Source organism: Burkholderia sp. MSMB1072, from assembly GCF_001524725.1.
Taxonomy (GTDB): domain Bacteria; phylum Pseudomonadota; class Gammaproteobacteria; order Burkholderiales; family Burkholderiaceae; genus Burkholderia.
The window spans coordinates 105,266-126,108 of record NZ_LOYC01000030.1; the positions used below are offsets into that span (position 1 = coordinate 105,266).

Genomic DNA, 20,843 nt, shown 5'->3' on the forward strand with positions numbered 1-20,843 from the left:
GGTGCGCCGATATAGCAGATGAAGACCCGCCACCGGCCCCGGCGCGCATCGGTCAGTCGACGCCGTGCCCCGTCCCCGGTGCACCGCGCCGGCGCCGGCTTGCGCGGGCCGCCATCGAGACGATTCATGGGCCAGATCACCCTTTCCCTCAAGGACGACACGCTCGAGTCCCTGCGCAAGGACTACGATGCGTTCGTCCGCGTGTCGCTGAAACTCGACCCGCAATTCGCGACGCCGTCGTTCGAGGATTTCCTGCGCGCCAAGCTGCTCGACAACATGGTGCCGCTGACCGAGCACGCCGTGCAGCGGATGCTGCAGGGCGGCCAGTACGCGTGGGCCAAGCGCACGCTCGACAAGGAATTTCCGGACGTCGTCGCGATCCTGATGCGGCAGGCAAGCGAATTCGGCTTCGGCTTCGCGTCGCGCTCCGAATGGACGCCCGACGAACTCGCGAAGGCATGCCGCGACTGGGCGAAGGCGATCGTCGCCGAAGCGCAGGGCGACGCGTCGCTGATCGACCCGCTCGCGTCGCAGATCAAGAGCGCGGCGCAGGACATCCAGACGCTCGAGGAACAGATGCAGACGCCTGCGTGGCGGCTCGCGGAATCGCTGCGGCAGCGGATCTACGAGGCCAAGCTCGCGTGCGAGATGAGCGTCGGCAGTACCGCGCGCGACAAGCTCGGCGAACTGCGCGGGCTGCTGCGGCTCGGGCTCGCGCACGGCTCGTTCCAGAAGCAGGAAGCGCAGCAGATCATGGAATACCTGCGGCTGCTGAAGCCGGAGATCTTCGTCGAGGAACCGTACGACGTCTTCGCGCGCCTGGCCGCGTGGCTTCGCAGCGTGTTCACGCCGGCCGCCGTACGGCCGGCCCAGGGACAGGGGCAAGGCCAGCGCCGGCCCTGAGCGCGCTCGTCCCGCGCAACGCATCACTTCACGAAAACGGCCCGGTCGCGCGAAGCGAACCGGGCCGCCTGACGATTGCCGTCGCGCCGCGCCGTTCCAGGCAAGCGTCGCGACGGCGTCGCGCACGCTTACTGCGTGGCGCCCTGGGCCGATGCACCGCCCTGCGCGCCGACCGATGCGCCGCCTTCGGTCGCCTCGTCGGCCTTCGCCTTGGCCGAGCCCGCATGGCCCTTGGCCGACTTCGCCGCATGCTTCGTGTGCTTCTTGGCCGAATGGACGGCCGACGACGTCGTATCCTTCGCGCCATCGGCCGCCGCGCCGACTGCATCGGTCGCACCGCCCGTCGCATTGCCCGACATGTTCGCGCCGGCACCGCCCTGCGCGCCCGCACCGACACCTGCCGCCGGCGTCTGCGCCTGCACGCCGGCACCGGCCGCGCCTTGCGCCGTCGTGCCCGTCTGGGCGAATGCGGCCGAAGTGGCGAACGCCGTCAGCGCGGCACCGATCAGCATCGTACGAATCTTGGACATGGCAATTCTCCTCAAGAAGTTGTGCGCCCGGGCCGCAGCGAAGCGGTCCGGCGCGTTCCCCGCCGCAACGCGCAGCAGGTACGACAGAAGACCGGCTGCCCGCGCGGCCGGTTCGCGAATCTCTCAGACTGTTACCCACCGTTTCATTTGCTGACGAATCGCTCACAGTCCTTTACATCCGCCGGCGGCCGCCCGCGCTCGCGTGCGGGCGCGCGGTGCCGTATGATGCGGAGCGTTTCCTCCCGCGCGTCGCGCACCTTCCTCGTCATGCCCAATCTGGATTTCACGCTGACCGGCGAATACGTCGAGCTGCACAACCTTCTCAAGATCACCGGCCTCGCGGACAGCGGCGGCACCGCGAAGCTGATCGTCGCGTCCGGCGCCGTGAAAGTCGACGGCGCGATCGAGCTTCGCAAGACCTGCAAGATCCGCGCGGGCCAGGTCGTACTGCTCGGCGACACGCGCATCGCGGTGCGCGAGGCCTAGCGCCCGCGCGGGTTCCCCCTGCCCGCGACATGGCCATCGGCGCGCGCGTTCGACACGGTACGAATAAAGCCGTAAGCTAGCCGTCTCTCAAAATAAATACATATAGCGCGGGCCCGCACCCGCGCGAGCGCCCATTCCATGTCGCATTCCGGTCTTACGAGGACGGCCACCGCGCCGCCGTCCCTGTCCAGTCATGCCGCCGATACCGCGCGCCTCGCCGCGCCGCTCGCGATCGCGCAACTTTCCCAGATGGCGATGAGCGTCACCGACACGGTGCTGCTCGGTTCGCTCGGCCCCGATTCGCTCGCGGCGGGCGGGCTCGGCGCGAACTTCTTCTTCGTCATCGTGACGATCCTGCAAGGCGTGCTGTCGTCGGTCAGCGTGAGCGTCGCGCATGCGCGCGGCGCCCAGGCCGAGGATCGCGTGCCGCACATCTACTGGACAGGCTTCGCGCTGTCCGTGCTGCTCGCGATTCCGGCCATCGTCGCGCTGTCGCTTGCCGAACCGATCCTGCTGATGTTCCACGAGCCACCGCTGCTCGCGCATCATGTCGGCGAATACACGGGCATCCTGCGCTTCGCGGCGCTCGGCAGCCTGATCGGCGTCGGGCTGATGCGCGCGTTCCTGCCGGCGATCGGTGCCGCGCGGCGGCTCTTGTGGGTGTCGATCGGCGGCGTCGGCGTCAACGGCGTGCTGAACTACGGGCTGATCCACGGCGCCTTCGGGTTGCCGCGCCTCGGCTTTCTCGGTTCGGCCGTCGCGACCACGATCACGATCTGGCTCACCGCGCTCGCGCTGATCTGGCTGCTGCACGGCCGGCAGCGCTTCCGCCACTTCGTGACCGCGGCGCGCCCGAAGCTGCCCGTGATGGGCGAGTTGATCGGCATCGGCTGGCCGGTCGCGATCACGTACGGGGTCGAATCGATGCTGTTCCTCGCCACCGGCCTCACGGTCGGCGTGCTGGGCGCGACGTCGCTCGCCGCGCACCAGATCGCGCTGAATGTCGCGTCGGTGTCGTTCATGGTGCCGCTCGCGATCGGCCAGGCGGCCAACGTTCGCGTCGGCTACTGGATCGGCGCGGGCTCGCCCGTCGCCGCACGGCACGCGGGCTTCGTCGCGCTCGCGCTCGGCGTCGGCTTCATGTCGCTGTCAGGCCTCGTGATGATCGTCGCGCCGCATACGATCGTCGGCCTGTACCTGCACCTCGACGACCCGGCCAACGCGGCCACGGTGTCGCTCGCCGCGTCGCTGCTCGGCATCGCCGCGGTATTCCAGATCGTCGACGGCATGCAGACCGTCGCGTCGGGGGCGCTGCGCGGCCTGAAGGACACGCGCATCCCGATGCTCGCCGCGACCTTCGGCTACTGGGGCATCGGCTTCCCGACCGGCTACTGGTTCGCATTCCACGCGGGCATGGGCGCGCGCGGCCTGTGGTGGGGGCTCGCGGCCGGGCTCGCGAGTGTCGCCGCGCTGATGGCATGGCGCTTTCACCGCAAGACCACGTCGCTCGTCGCGACGGCCCGCTAGGCGCGACACGACGCAAAATCGCAGCCGGCGCTATGCTTGTCGATCGGAACCCCTCGAGACGCCGCGCCAGCGGCGCGACTGCCTCACGATACGTCTGATTACGCCTGACGCCGCGCGACGACGCGCGGCCTTTCCCCTTTCCTGGAGGAGTGCATCATGAACGAAGCAGTTCGGATGGAACGCGACACGTTCGGCGAGATCGCCGTGCCCGCCGACCGGCTCTGGGGCGCGCAGACCGAGCGCTCGCTGCAGAATTTCCGGATCTCGACGGAGAAGCAGTCGCCCGAGCTGATCCACGCGCTTGCGATCGTCAAGCGTGCCGCGGCGGCCGTCAACCAGTCGCTCGGCGTACTCGCCGACGACAAGGCGCGCGCGATCATCGAAGCCGCCGACGAGATCATCGCCGGCCGGCATCCGCGCGAGTTCCCGCTCGCGGTGTGGCAGACGGGCTCCGGCACGCAGACCAACATGAACCTCAACGAGGTGATCGCGAACCGCGCGAGCGAGCTGATGGGCGGCGAGCGCGGCGAAGCGCGCAAGGTTCATCCGAACGACGACGTGAACCGCGGCCAGTCGTCGAACGACGTGTTCCCGACCGCGATGCACGTCGCGGCCGCGTACGCGATCGTCAATCACCTGCTGCCGGCGCTGCGCACGCTGCGCGCGACGCTCGACGCGAAGTCGAAGGCGTTCGCCGACATCGTGAAGATCGGCCGCACGCACCTGCAGGACGCCACGCCGCTCACGCTCGGCCAGGAGTTCTCCGGCTATGTCGCGCAGCTCGACCACGGCATCCGTCACGTCGAATCGTCGCTGCCGCACCTGTACGAGCTCGCGCTCGGCGGCACCGCGGTCGGCACGGGGCTGAACGCGCATCCGGAGTTCGCGGTGCGCGTGGCCGACGAGATCGGCCGGCTGACGAAGCTGCCGTTCGTGACCGCGCCGAGCAAGTTCGAGGTGATGGCCGCCGCCGACGCGCTGGTCTTCGCGCACGGCGCGCTGAAGACGGTGGCAGCCAGCCTGATGAAGATCGCGAACGACGTGCGCTGGCTCGCGAGCGGCCCGCGCTGCGGGCTCGGCGAGCTGTCGATTCCGGAAAACGAGCCGGGCAGTTCGATCATGCCGGGCAAGGTGAACCCGACACAGTCGGAAGCCGTGACGATGCTGTGCTGCCAGGTGTTCGGCAACGACGTCGCGGTCAACGTCGGCGGCGCGAGCGGCAATTTCGAGTTGAACGTGTTCCGGCCGATGATCGCGCACAACGTGCTGCAGTCGGTGCGTCTCCTCGCCGACGGCGCGCAGAGCTTCAACGATCACTGTGCGGTGGGCATCGAGCCGAACCGCGCGCGGATCGACCTGTTGCTGAACGAATCGCTGATGCTCGTGACGGCGCTCAATCCGCACATCGGCTACGACAAGTCCGCACAGATCGCGAAGAAGGCGCACAAGGAAGGCACGACGCTGAAGGCGGCCGCGCTCGCGCTCGGCTACCTGACCGAGGCGGAATTCGATGCATGGGTGCGCCCCGAGCAGATGATCGGCACGCGGTAACGGCAGGACGGCGGGCGCGGCGCGGAAGGCGCGGCGCCCGCGGCACTCAGACGGTGCCCTTCGCGACTTCTTCCGGCTTCATCTCGACGATCTTGTCGAGCGCGGCCCGCACGTCGGCCGCGTATTTCGCCAGCACCCGCTGCTCGTCGGTTTCGGGCACGAACGGCGGCACCGGCACCGGGTTGCCGTTCTCGTCGACCGCGACGAACACGACGAGGCAATCGGTCGTCTGACGCAGCACGCCGCCCTTCGGATCGCCGGCGTGCACCGACACATGGATGTGCATGCTGGTACGGCCCGTCGCGACGACGCGCGCCTTCAACTCGACCAGATTGCCGACCAGGATCGGACGCTGGAAACGGATGTTGCCGACGCTGACCGTCACGCAATAGCGGCTCGACCAGACGGCCGCGCACGCATACGCGACCTCGTCGATCCACTTCATCAGCGCGCCGCCGTGCACCTTGCCGCCGAAGTTCACGGACGAAGGCTCGGCAAGGAAGCGGAATACGGTTTCGGTGCGGTCGAGGGCAGCCGGCACGGGGGACGGTTGAGGCATTGTTCTGGCTCCAGGCGGCAGGGGCGCCGTCATCGGGCCATTATACGTTGCACTGCGGCAACGCGGCGCGGCAAGCCCCGCGTGGCGGGGCTGCGGCGACCATGCCGGCTCGCGCCGGACCAACGCCGCTCAGCGGCGTACCGTGACACCCTGGTCGATCGTTCCGTACATCTCGATACTGCCGCCGCGCTCGCCGGTCGCGCCGGTGCCGCCGGGTGCACAGGCGGCGCACACGAGCGCCGCCACCAACACACAGAAAATCGTCTTCATCGTTGCATCGCGTCTCATGCGGCGGCCCGCTGCCGCCGCGTCCGGCCATTCTACGCGCGCCCTGCAACGGGCTGCAGGCCGGGCCGCGCAGCCGCACCGTCGCTGCATCCGACATTTCATCCGAAAGCGAAACGTCGAATGCGCGCACGGACTACACTGCCCTCATCCCGCTCGACGAGACACGACGATGACCGATCAAGACGACCACCATTTTCCGGGCCTGAGCCGCATCGGCGCGCTGATCGCCGATCCCGGCCGCGCCGCGATGCTATGGGTGCTGATGGACGGCAGCGCGCGACCGGCCGGCGAATTGACGATGATCGCGGGGCTGTCGCCGTCCGCGGCCAGCGCGCACCTCGCGCGCCTGACCGAGGGCGGCCTGCTGGCCCTCGACGTGCGCGGCCGGCATCGTTACTACCGCATTGCGTCGGCCGACATCGCGGCCTCGCTCGAAGCGCTGGCGAACGTCGCCCGCGCGGCCGCGCCGCATCGCCCGGTCCCGCCGCCGTCGCGCACGGTCCCGGCCGAACTGCGCTATGCACGCACCTGCTACGACCACATGGCCGGCGAGCTCGCGGTACGGATCTTCGACGGCCTCACCGCGCGCCGCTGGCTGTTCGCGAACGGCGACGCGATCGAGACCACCGAGCTCGGCACGCAGGCGCTCGCGCAATGGGGCATCGACGTCGCGCAGCAACGCACGCGCCGGCGACGCTTCGCGTGCGGCTGCCTCGACTGGAGCGAGCGGCGCTCGCATCTCGGCGGCGCGCTCGGCGCGGCACTGCTCGAAAGCTTCTGCGCGCACGGCTGGATCGAGCGCGCTGCCCGACCGCGCGTGCTGCGCGTCACGGTGCCCGGACAGCAGGTTTTCGACGCGTGGCTTACGTCCGCTTGACGCCGGCATTGCAGCCGCACGACAACAGCGCGCGATGGACAGGTTTTGTTACATCGCGTGCCATTCGACTTACAAAACACCGTGCCTTGAAACAGGCCAAGCGGATATCGTGAACTGGACGGCACGAATCGACGCGCCGCGATCACAACGATGACGCTCACCATGGCCTCCCTCTTCACGCTCAAGCGCACCGCCCGCTACACGCTGCTCGCGTTCGTCGCGCTGGCGACGCTGCCGCCCGCCTTCGCGCAATCGGCCGATGCGCCGCCGAATATCGCCGCGGCACGGCAACCGGCCGGCGATCCGCCGGGCCGCGTCGCGCGGCTCAATTACCTGTCGGGCGCCGTGACGACCGAGCCGGCCGGCACCGATACGTGGTCGTATGCGGCGGTGAACCGGCCGCTGACGACCGGCGATCAGCTCTGGAACGATGCCGGCGCGCGCTCGGAACTGCACATCGGCTCGACCGCGGTGCGGCTCGGCGAATCGACGAGCCTGTCGGTGCTGAACCTCGACGACACGACGACGCAATTGAAGGTAGGGCTCGGCACCGTGTCGACACACGTGCGCGACTTGCCGGCCGGCGGATCGTACGAAATCGACACGCCGAACCTCGCGCTCGGCATCGCCGGCCCCGGCGACTATCGCGTCGATGTGGCGCCGAACGGCGCGAGCACGACGGTGACGGTACGTAGCGGGAGCGCGACCGTGTACGGCAGCAACGGGCAGTATCCGCTGTCGCCGGGGCAGCAGGTGGTGTTCACCGGCACCGACCTGCAGGTCGCGCAGCAATCGGGTGCACCCGGCCCCGACGCGCTCGACCAGTGGGCCGCCAGCCGCGACGCGGCCGAAACGCGCTCGGTGTCCGCCCGCTACGTGTCCCGCGACATTCCCGGCTACCAGGATCTCGACGCGAACGGCACGTGGCGCGAAACCCCGAATTACGGCGCGGTATGGGTGCCGAACGACACGCCGGCCGATTGGGCGCCGTATCACGACGGCCACTGGATCTGGCAGGCGCCGTGGGGCTGGACCTGGGTCGACGACGCGCCGTGGGGCTTCGCGCCGTATCACTACGGCCGCTGGGCGTACGTGGACGACAACTGGGCATGGGTGCCCGGCCCGATGGTCGTCAGCCAGCCGCCCGTCTATGCACCGGCGCTCGTCGCGTTCGTGGGCGGCGGGGGCGGCGGCGGTTCCGACTGGAGCGTCGCGCTCACGGTCGGCGGCGTCGCCGCGGCCGGTTGCGCATGGTTCGCGCTCGGCCCCGGCGAACCGTGGCATCCGGGCTGGGGCGGCTGGAGCCCGCACTACTACGACCGCGTCAACCGCAACATCGTGGTGAACAACGTCAACGTGAACAAGACCGTGAACGTGACGAACATCACCAATATCACCAACATCAACAAGACATATGTGAACTTCCGTGCACCGCACGCGATCACGGCCGTGCCGGCCACCGCGTTCGTGCACGGCCAGCCGGTCGCGCATTTCTCGCAGCACGTCGATCCGCAGCAATGGCGCAACGCGCACGTCACGCCGGGCACGCCCGGCATCGCGCCGGTGCGCCAGAGCTTCACCGGCGGGCTGCGCAATGCCAGCTACCGCCCGCCGGCGGCGATCGCGCAGCACCCGTACGTCGCGACGCGCAATCCGGCCGTGCCGCCCGCGTATCGCGACCAGGCCGCCGCCCACCTCGCGCAGCAAGGCGGGCGCGTACCGGGCGCCGGCGCGCCCGTCGTGAAGACGAACGTGCCAGCCGACTATACGGCTCGCCCGGTCCGCGTTCCGGGTCAGTCGCAGGGCGGCGGCGCATGGGCGATGCACAACGTGCAGCTCGTGAATCCGCACGGCCCCGTCGTGCAGCCGCCCCGTGCGTCGCGCGAAGGCCCGCCGGCCGGCGAGCAGGCCGCGCGGCCTGGCGCGCCGACGCCGGGCATGTCGAATGTCGCGCGGCCGCCGAACGGCGAAAGCCCCAACGCACCGCGATTCGCCAACGGCGGCACGCTGCCGGCACCCGGCAACCCGATGCCGCATCAGGCGTTCGCGCCCGGCAACGGCGTCCCGCATCCACCGGGCGCGAACAACGCTCCGGCAGGGACCGGCAACGCGCACGCGGCGAACGCGCCGTCCCCCGTGTGGATGCAGCCGCACACGCCGATGGCGCGTCAACGCCCCGATTCACCCACCGCACTGCATGCGGCAGGAGAGAATGCGCTGCCCCCCGTGCGCAGCGCCGCGGTGCCGCATCCGAACGGCGTGCCGGCGCCGCAAGGCGTACAGCCCGGCGGCCGCAACGAAGCGCCGCGCGCGCGGCCGCAACCGCGGGTCGACAATACCGCGCAGATTCAGCAACCGCGTCCGCACCCTGATTTCCAGACGCCGGCCCGGCATGCGCAGCCGCAACCGGAACGGGCCGCCCCCGCGCCGCAACCACGCCCGGACTTCGCTCAACCGGCGCCGCATCGCGAGGTCGCGCCGCCGCGCGTGAACGAGTACCGTCCGCCCGCGCCCGCGGTGCACGACGTGCCGCGTCCGCAGCCGCAGGCGCCGCACATGGAGCCGCGACCGCAGCCGGCGCCCCGCATGGAACCGCGCCCGTCGATGCCTGCTCCCCGGATGGAACCGCGGCCGCAGCCGGCGCCGCACGTCGAGGCGCCGCATCCGGGCAATCCGCCGCCGCAGGGCGGCCACGACGAGCGGCATCGCCAGTAAGTGCAGCAAAGATGAAACAAAAAGGCTCGACCGGCTAATACCGGTCGAGCCTTTTTGCAGGGTACGGATCGATGAAACCGTGCGGGCTCGCCCGCGCGATCAGACCGCCATCGGTGCGGTCAGCGGCTCGTGGTGGCGATAGCCGACGAGCGAGAAATCGGACGGCTCGACCTGCTCCAGCCATTCGGGCGCATAGACGCCCGTTTTCGCGTACTCGGGCACGCGCTCGGCGATCTCGAGCCGCGGGCTTTCGTACGGCTCGCGCGTGAGCTGCTGCTGCAGCATGTCGAGCTGGTTCTCATAGATGTGGGCGTCGCCGATGAAATACGTGAACCAGCGCGGCGTGTAGCCCGTCAGCCGGCCGACGAGCGACAGCAGCGCGGCCCCTTCCGTCAGGTTGAACGGCGTGCCGAGACCGACGTCGTTGCTGCGGATGTACAAGCACAGCGAGATCTCGCGCTTCGTCGCGTTCGGCAGGAACTGGTACAGCAGATGGCACGCGGGCAGCGCGATCTGGTCGAGCACGGCCGGATTCCACGCGTGAAACAGGATACGACGATCGGACGGGTTCTCCATGATCGTGTCCAGGCACTGGCGCAACTGGTCGATCGCCTTGTACAGCAGCACCTTCGGCGCGCCATCCTCGTCGAAACGCGTGACGATCCGGAAGCCGCGGCGTGTCGCATCGGCGATCTGCGCGTCGGCGCTCGCATCGAGCACCTTGTAGCCAGGCCACTGGCGCCATTGCACGCCGTATACGTCGCCGAGATCGTCGACGCCCTGGCGATACGGGTTCGCGAGCCACTGCGCGTTCTCGTTCGCGTTCGCATCCCACACCTTGCAGCCGAGCGCGCGGAAATCGGCCGCGCTGCGCGACGCACGCAGGAAGCCGACCAGTTCGCCGATCGCCGACTTGAACGCCAGCTTCTTGGTCGTCACGGCCGGAAAGCCTTGCTGCAGGTCGAAGCGCAGCATCGCGCCCGGCATGCTGATGGTACGGATCCCCGTGCGGTTCTCCTGCCAGGCGCCGGTATCGAGAATGGTACGAACGAGATCGAGATACTGTTTCATGCGGGTTCCTTCGGCCGCGAGAGGCGGCCGTACCCGCCGATTTTAACAAGCGTGGCGCGGAAGCTCCGGCAACGGCGCCGAAAACCCTGCCAGCGTGTCGCCACGATCGCGCATGCCGTGCGCACACATCAGCCGGTAGAGCGTGACGCGCGACACGCCGAGCTCGCGCGCGGCATCCGCAAAACGGCCGCGATGGCGCAGCAGCGCCTGCTCGATCGCCTGCCGTTCGGCCGCCTCGCGCGCCTCCAGCAGCGACACTGGCGCGAGCGTCGCATAGTCGTTCAGCTCGAGATCGGCGGCGGTGATCATCCGGCCTTCGGACATCACGATCGCACGGCGCACACGGTTGATCAGCTCGCGCACGTTGCCGGGCCACGAATAGCCGTACAGCGACGCGACCGCATCCGGGGAAAAACCGCGCAGGCGCCGATGCGCATCGCCCTTGAAGCGCTCGAGCATGTGGCGCGCGAGCACCTCGATGTCCTTGCCGCGCGCGCGCAGCGGCGGCTCCTCGATCTTCAGCACGCACAGCCGGTGAAACAGGTCCTCGCGAAAGCGCCCTTCACGCAGCGCCGCCTCCATGTTCACGTGCGTCGCGCAGATCACGCGTACATCGACCGGCATCGACGCATGCGCGCCGAGCCGCTCGATCTTGCCTTCCTGCAGGAAGCGTAGCAAGCTGGCCTGGCTTTCGAGCGGCAGATCGCCGATCTCGTCGAGAAACAGCGTGCCGCCGTTGGCTGCCTCGACGCGGCCGATCTTGCGCTGGTTCGCGCCGGTGAACGCGCCGCGTTCATAGCCGAACAGTTCGGCCTGCAGCAGCGTCGACGGTATCGCACCGCAATTGATCGCGATGAACGGCGCCTGCGCGCGCGCCGAGCGCTCGTGAATCGCGACCGCCGTCAATTCCTTGCCCGTGCCCGACTCGCCGGAGATGAACACCGGTGCGTCGGTCGCCGCGACACGGCGGATCGTCCTGAAGAGCCCGAGCATCGCATCGCAGGTGCCGACCATCTCGCCTTCGCTGCGCCCCGCGCCGACGGGCGGCGAAACGGGATCGGTCAATGCGACCATGCCGTGCGCATGGCCGACGGTCTCGACGATCCGCGCCGTTTCGTACGGCATCGTCACGTAGTCGAAGCAATAGTCGCGAATGAGATGGCGCAGCGTCGCGTCCTGCAACTGGCCGCGCCGCGTCGCCGCGATCCAGCCGATGTGCTGGATGCTCAGGCAGGATTCGAGTTCGCGCAGGTCCGACGGCTTGAAGCCCGGCGAGAAATCGAGCAGGCCGGCGGTGGCCACGCCGTGCTGCACGACGCGCCGCACATCGCGCACGGTCTCGGCCAAGTCGACGCGCCAGCCGCATTCGTCGAAATGGCCGCGCAACGCGTCGTTCGGTTCGCGCGAATAGTAGACCACGTGCCGCTGATCGGCTCCCATATGCTCACCCCGTTCATCAACCGTCCAACGATTGCTGCACACGTCGGATTGCGTGCAAAAGGATCGAATCGGGTCAGCCAGAGGTGGCTCGATTCGCCATGCCGATGCGCGGCAACGACACAGCCTCGCATGATGGCGCTTGTCTCGCGTCCAGTAATTTTTTGATCGAGACAACCCGGTTATAGGCACCGAATACGACAAATCCGTTTCATTGCCGATGGCGACACAGCCGAATCGCTCGGGAGTCGATGCAGATCAATCCTCTGCACATAGCACATGCGCAGGAACGGTTTCGTCATCGACACACGCGCCGATTTTCATCCTTGAAGCGTGTCGATTGAATCAGCAGTATTCCCGAGCCCCGTCGTTTCAGGCCTGAAACATTTTCAGGCGTTTTCGGCCACCATTCGCAACGCTCGAGCGCGAGTCGCAATGGCGGCAATGGCCCCGGTACGGTGGCATGTATTTCGCTGAATACGTACACGATCGGAGACATCCGCCATGCGAAAACCTCGTTTACTTTCTTTCGTGCCGATGGCGCTCGCGCTCTCGGCCGCCGGCCCGCCTGCTCCGGCATGCGCAGACGATGGCATGCAACCGGATCGCGCCATGCTGCTTGCCGAAAACACGTCGAGCAGGCAGCACGGCAACGGGTTCGGCATCCTGACCGTGTCGGCACCGCAACCGCTGCCGGCCGCCAACGCCTCCGTGACGCTGTGGGACGAGATCCCGCCACCGCCCCAGTTGCCGATGCCGCTGCCGGCGCCGCAACCGGGCGACATCCGGCATGCGATGGAAGGCAATGCGCGAGGCAATACGCATCCCTGATGCATGTGCCTCTTCAATTCGATCAGGATAACGTATTGAACTGACGAGCCGGTCGAACGGGATGCCGTCGAGCGGAACCGGCCTCGCCGATCTCGCGACATAAAACGTTTTGGTGCCCCGTCCCCCGGCGGGCACTCTTTTTATTCGGACGGGCCGCCGCGACGCGGGGCATCGCGCGTCGCGGCGCACGACGCCGGAAACGCCGGTCCCCGTGCGGGCGGGCGGAATCCGGCGCACGCCGTCGTTCCGGTAAAATCGGCCCCGTTCCGTTCCCCTCTTTCCCGACCTTCATGACGACGTTGACCCTGATCGTCGCGCGTGCCCGCAACGGCATCATCGGCCGCGACAACCAGTTGCCTTGGAAACTTCCCGAGGATCTCGCGTTCTTCAAGCGCACGACGATGGGCGCGCCGATCGTGATGGGCCGCAAGACCCACGAATCGATCGGCCGGCCGCTGCCCGGCCGCCGCAATATCGTCGTCACGCGCGACGCCACGCGCCGTTTCGACGGCTGCGATACGGTCACGTCGCTCGCCGACGCACTGGCGCTCGCCGCGCGCGACGGGGCGCCGGAGGTATTCCTGATCGGCGGTGCGCAACTCTACGCGGAAGGTCTCACGCTCGCCGACAGGCTGGTCGTCACCGAGATCGACGCCGACTTCGACGGCGACGCGTCGTTCCCGGCGCCCGACGCCGCGCACTGGCAGGAAATCTCGCGCGACGCGCATCAGGCTGCCGCGCCGAACACGTTCGGCTATGCGTTCGTCGTCTACGAACGCAAGCGCGGCTGACGTCTTCTTCCGCACGATGAAAAAAGCCCGACCGGCTTCGCGCGCCGGTCGGGCTTTCGTTTTCTGGCGGCCTGCGCCGCGTGCGGCTTACTGCCCTGCGATCGTCATCTGCTCGATCAGCACCGAGCCGGTTTCCTTCGTACCGCGCACGATCGAATCCGCACCGATCGCGACGATATGGCGGAACATCTCCTGCAGCGTGCTGGCAACGGTGATTTCCTCGACCGGATACTGGATCACGCCGTTCTCCACCCAGAAACCCGCAGCACCGCGCGAATAGTCGCCCGTCACGTAGTTCACGCCCTGCCCCATCAACTCGGTCAGCAGCAGCCCCGTGCCGAGCTTCTTCAGCATCGCGTCGAAGTCGTCGCCCGCCTGCGTGTTCGCGCTGCGCAGCGCGAGATTGTGCGAGCCGCCCGCGTTGCCGGTGGTTTGCGTGCCGAGCTTGCGTGCCGAATAGGTCGACAGGAAATAGCCTTCGACGACACCGTCCTTCACGACGCTGCGCGCACGCGTGCGCACGCCTTCCTCGTCGAACGGCGCGCTGCCCATCGCGCGCGGCACGTGCGGATCCTCGACGATCTGGATGTGCGGTGCGAACACCGGCTTGCCGAGGCTGTCGACGAGGAACGACGTCTTGCGATACAGCGCGCCGCCGCTCACCGCCTGTACGAATGCGCCGAGCAGGCCGGCCGCGAGCGGCGCCTCGAACAGCACGGGCACCTTGCGCGTGTCGAGACGACGCGCGCCCATCCGCGCGAGCGCGCGTTCGGCCGCGTAACGGCCCACCGCTTCGGGCGCGGCGAGATCGATCGCGCTGCGCTTCGACGAATACCAGTCGTCGCGCTGCATGTGGCGGCCGCTGCCCGCGATCGGCGCGCATGCGATGTAGTGGCGCGAGTACGGATAGCCGGCCAGGAAGCCGCGCGACGTCGCGAGCACGAACTGCGAGTGCTGCGCCGACACGCTCGCACCTTCCGAATTGCGAATTTGCGGGCTGACCGCAAACGCGGCGTCTTCCGCGCGGCGGGCAAGCTCGACCGCGTCGTCGGCCGTCAGCGCCCACGGGTGGTACAGATCGAGGTCCTGCGGGTCGGTTTCGAGCAGCTCGGCTTCGGCGAGACCGGCCGCTTCGTCCTCGGCCGTGAAGCGCGCGATGTTGTAGGCGGCGGCGACGGTATCCTTGATCGCGGCCGGCGAGAAATCCGACGTGCTCGCGTTGCCGCGTTTCTTGCCGATGAACACGGTGACGCCGACCATCTTGTCGCGGTTGTGCTCGATCGTTTCGACCTCGCCACGGCGCACCGACACCGACAGGCCGTCGCCCTCGGAGATTTCGGTCGCGGCGTCCGTCGCGCCGAGCGCCTTCGCATGGCGAAGGATGTCCGATGCGATTTCTTTGAGCTGGTCCTGCGTGTGCGGGAAATAGCGCGCTTGTACGTCGAGATTGGCTGCCATCGTCTTGGTATCCGGTGGCGGGCGGGCGCCCGCATGGTCAAAATGTTGCGTATCCCGCGATCATAGCAAGGTCCGGGGCCGGACACAGACAAGCTTGGGGTATCCGCGCCGCGATACAATGCGGCCCATGACACGCAAAACCCGAATCCAGCCGATCGAACATGCCGTCGAGGACGACGACAATGGCTACGATCGCCCCAGCAAATCCCAGTTGAAGCGCGAAATGCACGCGCTGCAGGAACTCGGCCAGGCACTCGTCGACCTGCCGAAGGACGCGCTCAAGCGCATGCCGATGCCCGAAGATCTCGCGGACGCCGTGCGCGAGGCCCGCCGGATCACCGATCACGAAGGCAAGCGCCGCCAGCTCCAGTACGTCGGCCGCGTGATGCGCTCGCTGACCGACGACGAAACGGCCGCGCTGCGCACCGCGCTCGACGCGCAACGCGGCGTGAACAAGGCCGCGACGGCCCGCCTGCACTGGATCGAGCGCACGCGCGAGCAACTGCTCGCGAGCGACGACGCGCTGACCGAATTCCTGCGCCAGCACCCCGACGCCGACATCCAGGAAGGCCGTACGCTGATCCGCAACGCGCGCAAGGAAGCCCAGCAAGGCAAGCCGCCGCGCTATTTCCGCGAGCTGTTCCAGTGGATCAAGACCGCGAGCGGCACGCCCGGCGGCGATGACGAAGGGGACGACGCCACCGGAGACGACCATGACGACGAAGCGTAACCATCCGGACGAGCTCGTGGTCGGCCTCGTGTCGATCAGCGACCGCGCGAGTACGGGCGTCTACGAGGACAAGGGCATCCCGGCGCTGCAGGAATGGCTCGCCGGCGCGCTCGTCTCGCCGTGGCGCGCGCAAACGCGCCTGATCCAGGACGACGCGCCGACGATCTCGGCCACGCTGACCGAACTGGTCGACGTCGCCGGCTGCGATCTCGTGCTGACGACGGGCGGCACCGGTCCCGCGCGCCGCGACGTGACGCCGGAAGCCACGCTGGCCGTGGCGACGAAGGAAATGCCGGGATTCGGCGAACAGATGCGGCAGATCAGCCTGAATTTCGTGCCGACCGCGATCCTGTCGCGGCAGGTCGCGGTGATCCGCGAAACGGCCGACCATGCGGCGCTGATCATCAACCTGCCCGGCCAGCCGAAGTCGATCCGCGAGACGCTGGAAGGGCTGCGCGATGCCGACGGCAAATCGACCGTGCCCGGCATCTTCGCCGCGGTGCCCTACTGCATCGACCTGATCGGCGGCCCGTATATCGAGACCGACGCCGCGGTGGTCGCGGCGTTCCGGCCGAAAAGCGCGCGGCGCTGAACGTGGCTCGAGCGCCGCGCGCGTGCCGGCCCGCTCAGGCGGCCGGCACGGAGTCGCCTGCCGGCGCCGATGCGGCCGGAATCAGGAAATGCTCGCGATAGTACTTCAGCTCGTCGATCGACTCGTGGATGTCGGCGAGCGCGGTGTGCATCGCCCGCTTCTGGAAACCCTTGTAGATGGCGGGCTGCCAGCGGCGGCACAGCTCCTTGAGCGTGCTGACGTCGAGGTTGCGGTAATGGAAGAACCGCTCGAATTCCGGCATCCAGCGCGCCATGAATCGGCGGTCCTGGCAAATCGAGTTGCCGCACATCGGCGACTTGCCCGGCGACACGTACTGCGCGAGGAACGCCTGCAGTTGCGCGGCGGCTTCCGCCTCGGTCACGGTCGATGCGCGCACGCGGTCGATCAGCCCCGAGCGGCCATGCGTCGACTTGTTCCAGTCGTCCATCTTCGCGAGCGTCTCGTCGCTCTGGTGAATCGCGAACACCGGGCCCTCGACGGCAACGTCGAGCGTGGAATTGGTCACCACGACCGCGATCTCGATGATGCGGTCGTTTTCCGGGTCGAGGCCCGTCATCTCCATGTCGAGCCAGACGAGGTTCAACTCGTTGCGCACGAGCGCGGGCTGGCTGGCGGAAGCGGCGGTATCGGTCATGATTCATCCTGGAAAATGGCGGACCGGGCGCGCCGATGCGGCGCCGCCCGGGCGGCCGGCATCGCATCAGCGGGGCCGGTCCGCAAGAACATATAATTCTCGCATAGAACCCTTTGGCGCCTTCGATGTCACCCTTTTCGTTCACCCTGCTGTTCGCGATCGCCGTACTCGCGATGGTCGTCACCAAGCTGTGGCTCGCGTCGCGGCAGATCCGCTTCGTCGCCGCGCACCGCAACGGCGTGCCCGCGCAATTCAGCGCCACCATCCCGCTGACCGCCCACCAGCGCGCCGCCGACTACACGGTCGAGCGCACCCGGCTGACGATGCTCGAGATCGTCGTCAGCGCGGCCGTGCTGGTCGGCCTCACGCTGCTCGGCGGCGTCGGCGCGCTCGACTCGCTGCTGACCGGCTGGCTCGGCCGCGGCTACGGGCAGCAGGTCGCGCTGGTCGCCGCAGTGCTCGTGATCATGAGCGCGATCGACATCCCGTTCGAGTATTACCGCCAGTTCGGGATCGAGCAGCGTTTCGGCTTCAACCGGATGACGAAGCGGCTGTTCTTCGCCGACATGCTGAAAAATTCGCTGCTCGGCGCCGTGCTCGGCCTGCCGCTGCTGTTCGTCGTTCTGTGGCTGATGAACCAGGCCGGCAGCCTGTGGTGGCTGTGGACCTGGATCGTGTGGGTCGCGTTCCAGATGCTCGTGCTGCTGATCTACCCGACCTTCATCGCGCCGCTCTTCAACAAGTTCGAGCCGCTGAAGGACGACGCGCTGCGCGCACGCATCGAGTCGCTGATGAAGCGCTGCGGCTTCGCGGCGAAGGGCCTGTTCGTCATGGACGGCAGCCGCCGCTCGGCGCACGGCAACGCGTACTTCACGGGCTTCGGCGCATCCAAGCGGATCGTGTTCTTCGATACGCTGCTCGCGCGCCTGTCCGGCCAGGAGATCGAAGCCGTGCTCGCGCACGAGCTCGGCCACTTCAAACGCCGCCACGTGATGAAGCGGATGCTCGTGTCGTTCGTGCTGAGCCTCGTGCTGCTCGCGCTGCTCGGCTGGCTCGCCCAACGCACGTGGTTCTATACGGGGCTCGGCGTCACGCCGTCGCTCGACACCAGCAACGCGGGCGCCGCGCTCATCCTGTTCTTCCTCGCGATTCCGGTATTCCTGTTCTTCGCGACGCCGTTCAGCAGCCTCACGTCGCGCAAGCACGAATTCGAGGCCGACGCGTTCGCGGCCAGCCAGACCGACGCGCAGGATCTCGTCAGCGCGCTCGTGAAACTCTATGAAGACAACGCGTCGACGCTGACGCCCGACCCCGTCTACACGGCCTTCTACTACTCGCATCCGCCTGCGTCGCAGCGGATCGACCGCCTGCTGCAGCACGCATGAGCCGGCCGACCTCCCGCAAGCCGGCCCCGCGCGCATCGGGCGCGCAACGGGCCGAAGGCCGCGTGATCGCGGCGCACGGCCGCCACTACATCGTCGCCCCCGACGACGGCGGCCCGATGCTGCAATGCTTCCCGCGCGGCAAGAAGAGCGACGTCGCGGTCGGCGACCGCGTCGCATACGAACTCGCGTCGGCCGACCAGGGCGTGATCGTGGAGATCGGCGAACGGCGCAACCTGCTGTACCGCTCCGACCAGTTCAAGTCGAAGCTGTTCGCGGCCAACCTCGACCAACTGCTGATCGTGCTCGCGACCGAGCCCTATTTCAGCGAGGATCTGCTCGGCCGCGCGCTGATTGCCGCCGAAGCGAACGAGCTGAAGCCGCTCGTCGTGCTGAACAAGATCGACGTGGAGGCCGCGCTGCCGGTCGCGCGCGAACGCCTCGCGCCGTACCGCGCGCTCGGCTACGACGTGCTCGAGCTGTCGGTGAAAGGCGCGCCGGACGACGCGCGCGCGCAACTGATGCCGCACCTCGCCGGCCATTCGACGATCCTGCTCGGCCAGTCCGGGATGGGCAAGTCGACGCTCGTGAACCTGCTCGTGCCCGACGCCGAAGCCGCGACCCGCGAGATCTCGGCCGCGCTCAACAGCGGCCGTCACACGACGACGTTCACGCGCCTGTACCCGCTGGAAGGCGGCGGTGCGCTGATCGATTCGCCGGGCTTCCAGGAATTCGGCCTCTACCACCTGACCGAAGGCCGCCTCGAGCGCGCGTTCCCGGAATTCCGGCCGCTGCTCGCGGACTGCCGTTTCTATAATTGTCATCATCTGCACGAGCCCGGCTGCGCGATCCTCGAAGCCGTCGCCGACGGCCGCATCGCGCCGTCCCGGCACGCGCTGTACGCGCAGCTCGTGCACGAGGCGAGCCAGATCGTCCGCTGATCGCGCGCGACGTGTGCGACGGCCGGCCGGCGCCAGACGGGCCGGCCTTCATCGACAGGAGCGGCGATGCGTTTCAAGGCACCCGACCTCGCGACCGCGCAGCATTGGGCCAACGTGCTCCAGATGGCCGGCATCGGTTGCGAGTTGCACAACTGCTACGCGACCGGCGCGCTCGGTGGCCTGCCCGCCGACGCGTGCACGCCCGAACTGTGGCTCGACGACGAACGCGACGACGCGCTCGCCCGCCGGCTCCTCGATGCCGCATCGCACGGCCCGTCTGCCGGCGCCGCACCCTGGCGCTGCCGGCAGTGCGGCGAAGCGCTCGAAGCGCAATTCACCGCGTGCTGGCAATGCGGCGCCGTGCGCGACCCGCTCGACGACTGAACGCATTGCGCCGACGCACAGCGAAAAGGCCGGCATCAAGCCGGCCTGTTCATTTCATCGGGTGCCGGGCTAGCGCGTCACGATACCCAGACCGCCAGCGTCAGCATCAGCAACAGGATCATCCACAGGATCACCGCGCGCCACACGAGGCCGACCGCCGACTGCAGCGTGCGCGGCGTGCAATCGTCACCAACCGTCAACGGACCGCTGTCGCCGACTGCCAGCGCATCGAGGCTCGACGGCTCCGCGAGCGGCCCGGCAAGACGCGCGCCGAGCGCCCCGCTGCCGGCGGCCAGCAGCACGCCGTCGTTCGGGTCGGGCCACTGGCGCGTATGGTTGCGCCACGCGTAGATTGCATCCTCGAAATTGCCGACGATCGCGAAGCCGAGCGCCGTCAGCCGGGACGGAATCCAGTCGATCACGAAGAACGCGCGCTGCGCGAACGTCGAGAAGGCAGCGGTGCGGTCGTCGCCCGGCGTCGACCAGCTGCGCGCGAGGTATTCGGAAATCCGGTACAGCACGGCGCCCGCCGGGCCGAGCGGCAGCACGTACCAGAAGAACACGCCGAAGACGTGGCGATGCGACGCGACGACCGCGTGGATCAGCGTATGACGGACGATTTCGCCGACCGGCATGTCGACCGTGTCGATACCCGTCCACTCGTGCAGGATTTCGCGCGCGCGCGGCACGTCGTCGTTGTTGAGCGCGAGATGGATATCGGTGAAGTAGTGGCTGAACTGGCGGAAGCCGAGCGTGAAATACACGACGACGACGTTCCACAGAAACGCGAGCACGAAGCTCACCTTGTACAACAGGAAATAGATCAGCGCGACGATCAGTACCCACGGCAGCACGACCGCGAGCCATGCAAGGATTCCGTGCTTCTGCTTGCCGGCGTCGAGGCCATGCGCGACGGTTTCCGCATGAAACTGGAACAGCGCGAACACCGGATTGCTCGGCGACAACGCGCGGACCTGTTCGATGATGAGGGCGAGGAGAACCGAAAAGAAAGTCATGCGTGGCGCCGTCTTCGGAGTTATGTCATTTTTTGCATAACGATAGCACAGCGTCAGCCGCGCATGGCTGCACGGCGCGCTCGCCAGGCAGCCGGCGGCGCGCGCCGGCCGGCGCGCCC

General features: G+C 68.2%; 21 protein-coding genes. 13 read left to right on the top strand and 8 right to left on the bottom strand.

Annotated features, from left to right (window positions below; genetic code table 11):
• Positions 1-126 precede the first annotated feature (126 nt).
• Entirely contained in the window at positions 127-903 is a 777-nt protein-coding gene (locus tag WS89_RS13815; RefSeq protein WP_059501626.1) for a DUF4088 family protein, read from the top strand.
• Between the two features lie 128 nt (positions 904-1,031).
• Here WS89_RS13815 and WS89_RS13820 read toward each other — a convergent pair whose 3' ends face one another.
• Positions 1,032-1,433, bottom strand: a complete 402-nt coding sequence (locus WS89_RS13820) for a hypothetical protein (protein WP_059501628.1) — start codon at positions 1,431-1,433, stop codon at positions 1,032-1,034.
• 267 nt (positions 1,434-1,700) lie between these two features.
• Between WS89_RS13820 and WS89_RS13825 the strand changes: the two genes are divergently transcribed.
• The 3 genes from WS89_RS13825 to fumC all read left to right on the top strand — a co-directional run bounded on the left by WS89_RS13825 (position 1,701) and on the right by fumC (position 4,997).
• The gene (locus tag WS89_RS13825) at positions 1,701-1,919 is read left to right on the top strand and encodes an RNA-binding S4 domain-containing protein (protein ID WP_027783904.1); all 219 of its coding nucleotides are present in this window, start codon (positions 1,701-1,703) and stop codon (positions 1,917-1,919) included.
• Positions 1,920-2,057: 138 nt separating this feature from the next.
• Positions 2,058-3,446, top strand: coding sequence for a multidrug efflux MATE transporter NorM (norM, locus tag WS89_RS13830; RefSeq protein ID WP_059791501.1), 1,389 nt, complete (start codon positions 2,058-2,060; stop codon positions 3,444-3,446).
• A gap of 156 nt (positions 3,447-3,602) precedes the next feature.
• Entirely contained in the window at positions 3,603-4,997 is a 1,395-nt protein-coding gene (gene fumC / locus WS89_RS13835) for a class II fumarate hydratase (protein ID WP_059501633.1), read from the top strand.
• A gap of 46 nt (positions 4,998-5,043) precedes the next feature.
• Here fumC and WS89_RS13840 read toward each other — a convergent pair whose 3' ends face one another.
• Both WS89_RS13840 and WS89_RS34205 read right to left on the bottom strand, forming a co-directional pair.
• A complete protein-coding gene (locus WS89_RS13840) occupies positions 5,044-5,556 on the bottom strand; it encodes an acyl-CoA thioesterase (protein WP_023475851.1) in 513 nt (170 codons plus the stop codon).
• 129 nt (positions 5,557-5,685) lie between these two features.
• Positions 5,686-5,826, bottom strand: a complete 141-nt coding sequence (locus WS89_RS34205) for a hypothetical protein (protein ID WP_179949862.1) — start codon at positions 5,824-5,826, stop codon at positions 5,686-5,688.
• A gap of 187 nt (positions 5,827-6,013) precedes the next feature.
• Between WS89_RS34205 and WS89_RS13845 the strand changes: the two genes are divergently transcribed.
• Together WS89_RS13845 and WS89_RS13850 are read left to right on the top strand one after the other, a co-directional pair.
• On the top strand, positions 6,014-6,721 hold the full coding sequence (locus WS89_RS13845) for an ArsR/SmtB family transcription factor (protein WP_059501635.1): 708 nt from the start codon (positions 6,014-6,016) through the stop codon (positions 6,719-6,721).
• Positions 6,722-6,871: 150 nt separating this feature from the next.
• Positions 6,872-9,436 carry a DUF6600 domain-containing protein gene (locus WS89_RS13850; protein ID WP_257128170.1) on the top strand — a complete coding sequence of 855 codons (2,565 nt, stop codon included), beginning with the start codon at positions 6,872-6,874 and terminating at the stop codon, positions 9,434-9,436.
• A gap of 99 nt (positions 9,437-9,535) precedes the next feature.
• On the opposite strand, the gene WS89_RS13855 is transcribed toward WS89_RS13850, so the two are convergent.
• On the bottom strand, positions 9,536-10,507 hold the full coding sequence (locus WS89_RS13855; RefSeq protein WP_059501636.1) for a thymidylate synthase: 972 nt from the start codon (positions 10,505-10,507) through the stop codon (positions 9,536-9,538).
• Between the two features lie 42 nt (positions 10,508-10,549).
• Positions 10,550-11,947 carry a sigma-54 dependent transcriptional regulator gene (locus tag WS89_RS13860; RefSeq protein ID WP_059501638.1) on the bottom strand — a complete coding sequence of 466 codons (1,398 nt, stop codon included), beginning with the start codon at positions 11,945-11,947 and terminating at the stop codon, positions 10,550-10,552.
• A 609-nt stretch (positions 11,948-12,556) separates the two neighbouring features.
• Between WS89_RS13860 and WS89_RS13865 the strand changes: the two genes are divergently transcribed.
• Together WS89_RS13865 and WS89_RS13870 are read left to right on the top strand one after the other, a co-directional pair.
• The gene (locus tag WS89_RS13865) at positions 12,557-12,775 is read left to right on the top strand and encodes a hypothetical protein (RefSeq protein ID WP_257128171.1); all 219 of its coding nucleotides are present in this window, start codon (positions 12,557-12,559) and stop codon (positions 12,773-12,775) included.
• Between the two features lie 290 nt (positions 12,776-13,065).
• Positions 13,066-13,566: a dihydrofolate reductase gene (locus WS89_RS13870; RefSeq protein ID WP_059501642.1), complete on the top strand. Its 501-nt coding sequence runs from the start codon at positions 13,066-13,068 to the stop codon at positions 13,564-13,566.
• Positions 13,567-13,653: 87 nt separating this feature from the next.
• Here WS89_RS13870 and pmbA read toward each other — a convergent pair whose 3' ends face one another.
• The gene (gene pmbA, locus WS89_RS13875) at positions 13,654-15,024 is read right to left on the bottom strand and encodes a metalloprotease PmbA (protein ID WP_059501644.1); all 1,371 of its coding nucleotides are present in this window, start codon (positions 15,022-15,024) and stop codon (positions 13,654-13,656) included.
• A gap of 127 nt (positions 15,025-15,151) precedes the next feature.
• Between pmbA and yjgA the strand changes: the two genes are divergently transcribed.
• Complete coding sequence (gene yjgA, locus WS89_RS13880) at positions 15,152-15,754, top strand: ribosome biogenesis factor YjgA (RefSeq protein ID WP_306453343.1); 603 nt, start codon at positions 15,152-15,154, stop codon at positions 15,752-15,754.
• A complete protein-coding gene (mog, locus tag WS89_RS13885) occupies positions 15,738-16,346 on the top strand; it encodes a molybdopterin adenylyltransferase (protein ID WP_082720383.1) in 609 nt (202 codons plus the stop codon). The genes yjgA and mog overlap by 17 nt, the downstream gene beginning before the upstream one ends.
• 34 nt (positions 16,347-16,380) lie before the next feature.
• Here the strand turns inward: mog and orn are convergent, their stop codons facing one another.
• Positions 16,381-17,001, bottom strand: a complete 621-nt coding sequence (gene orn, locus WS89_RS13890) for an oligoribonuclease (RefSeq protein ID WP_059501648.1) — start codon at positions 16,999-17,001, stop codon at positions 16,381-16,383.
• A 125-nt stretch (positions 17,002-17,126) separates the two neighbouring features.
• Here orn and WS89_RS13895 point away from each other — a divergent pair, with 125 nt between their 5' ends.
• The 3 genes from WS89_RS13895 to WS89_RS13905 all read left to right on the top strand — a co-directional run bounded on the left by WS89_RS13895 (position 17,127) and on the right by WS89_RS13905 (position 19,708).
• Entirely contained in the window at positions 17,127-18,386 is a 1,260-nt protein-coding gene (locus tag WS89_RS13895) for a M48 family metallopeptidase (protein WP_059791505.1), read from the top strand.
• Positions 18,383-19,324 carry a ribosome small subunit-dependent GTPase A gene (gene rsgA, locus WS89_RS13900; protein ID WP_034206736.1) on the top strand — a complete coding sequence of 314 codons (942 nt, stop codon included), beginning with the start codon at positions 18,383-18,385 and terminating at the stop codon, positions 19,322-19,324. Before WS89_RS13895 ends, rsgA begins: the two co-directional genes overlap by 4 nt.
• A gap of 66 nt (positions 19,325-19,390) precedes the next feature.
• Complete coding sequence (locus tag WS89_RS13905) at positions 19,391-19,708, top strand: putative signal transducing protein (RefSeq protein ID WP_059791508.1); 318 nt, start codon at positions 19,391-19,393, stop codon at positions 19,706-19,708.
• 77 nt (positions 19,709-19,785) lie between these two features.
• On the opposite strand, the gene WS89_RS13910 is transcribed toward WS89_RS13905, so the two are convergent.
• Positions 19,786-20,724, bottom strand: coding sequence for a CobD/CbiB family protein (locus WS89_RS13910; RefSeq protein WP_059791509.1), 939 nt, complete (start codon positions 20,722-20,724; stop codon positions 19,786-19,788).
• Positions 20,725-20,843 lie beyond the last annotated feature (119 nt).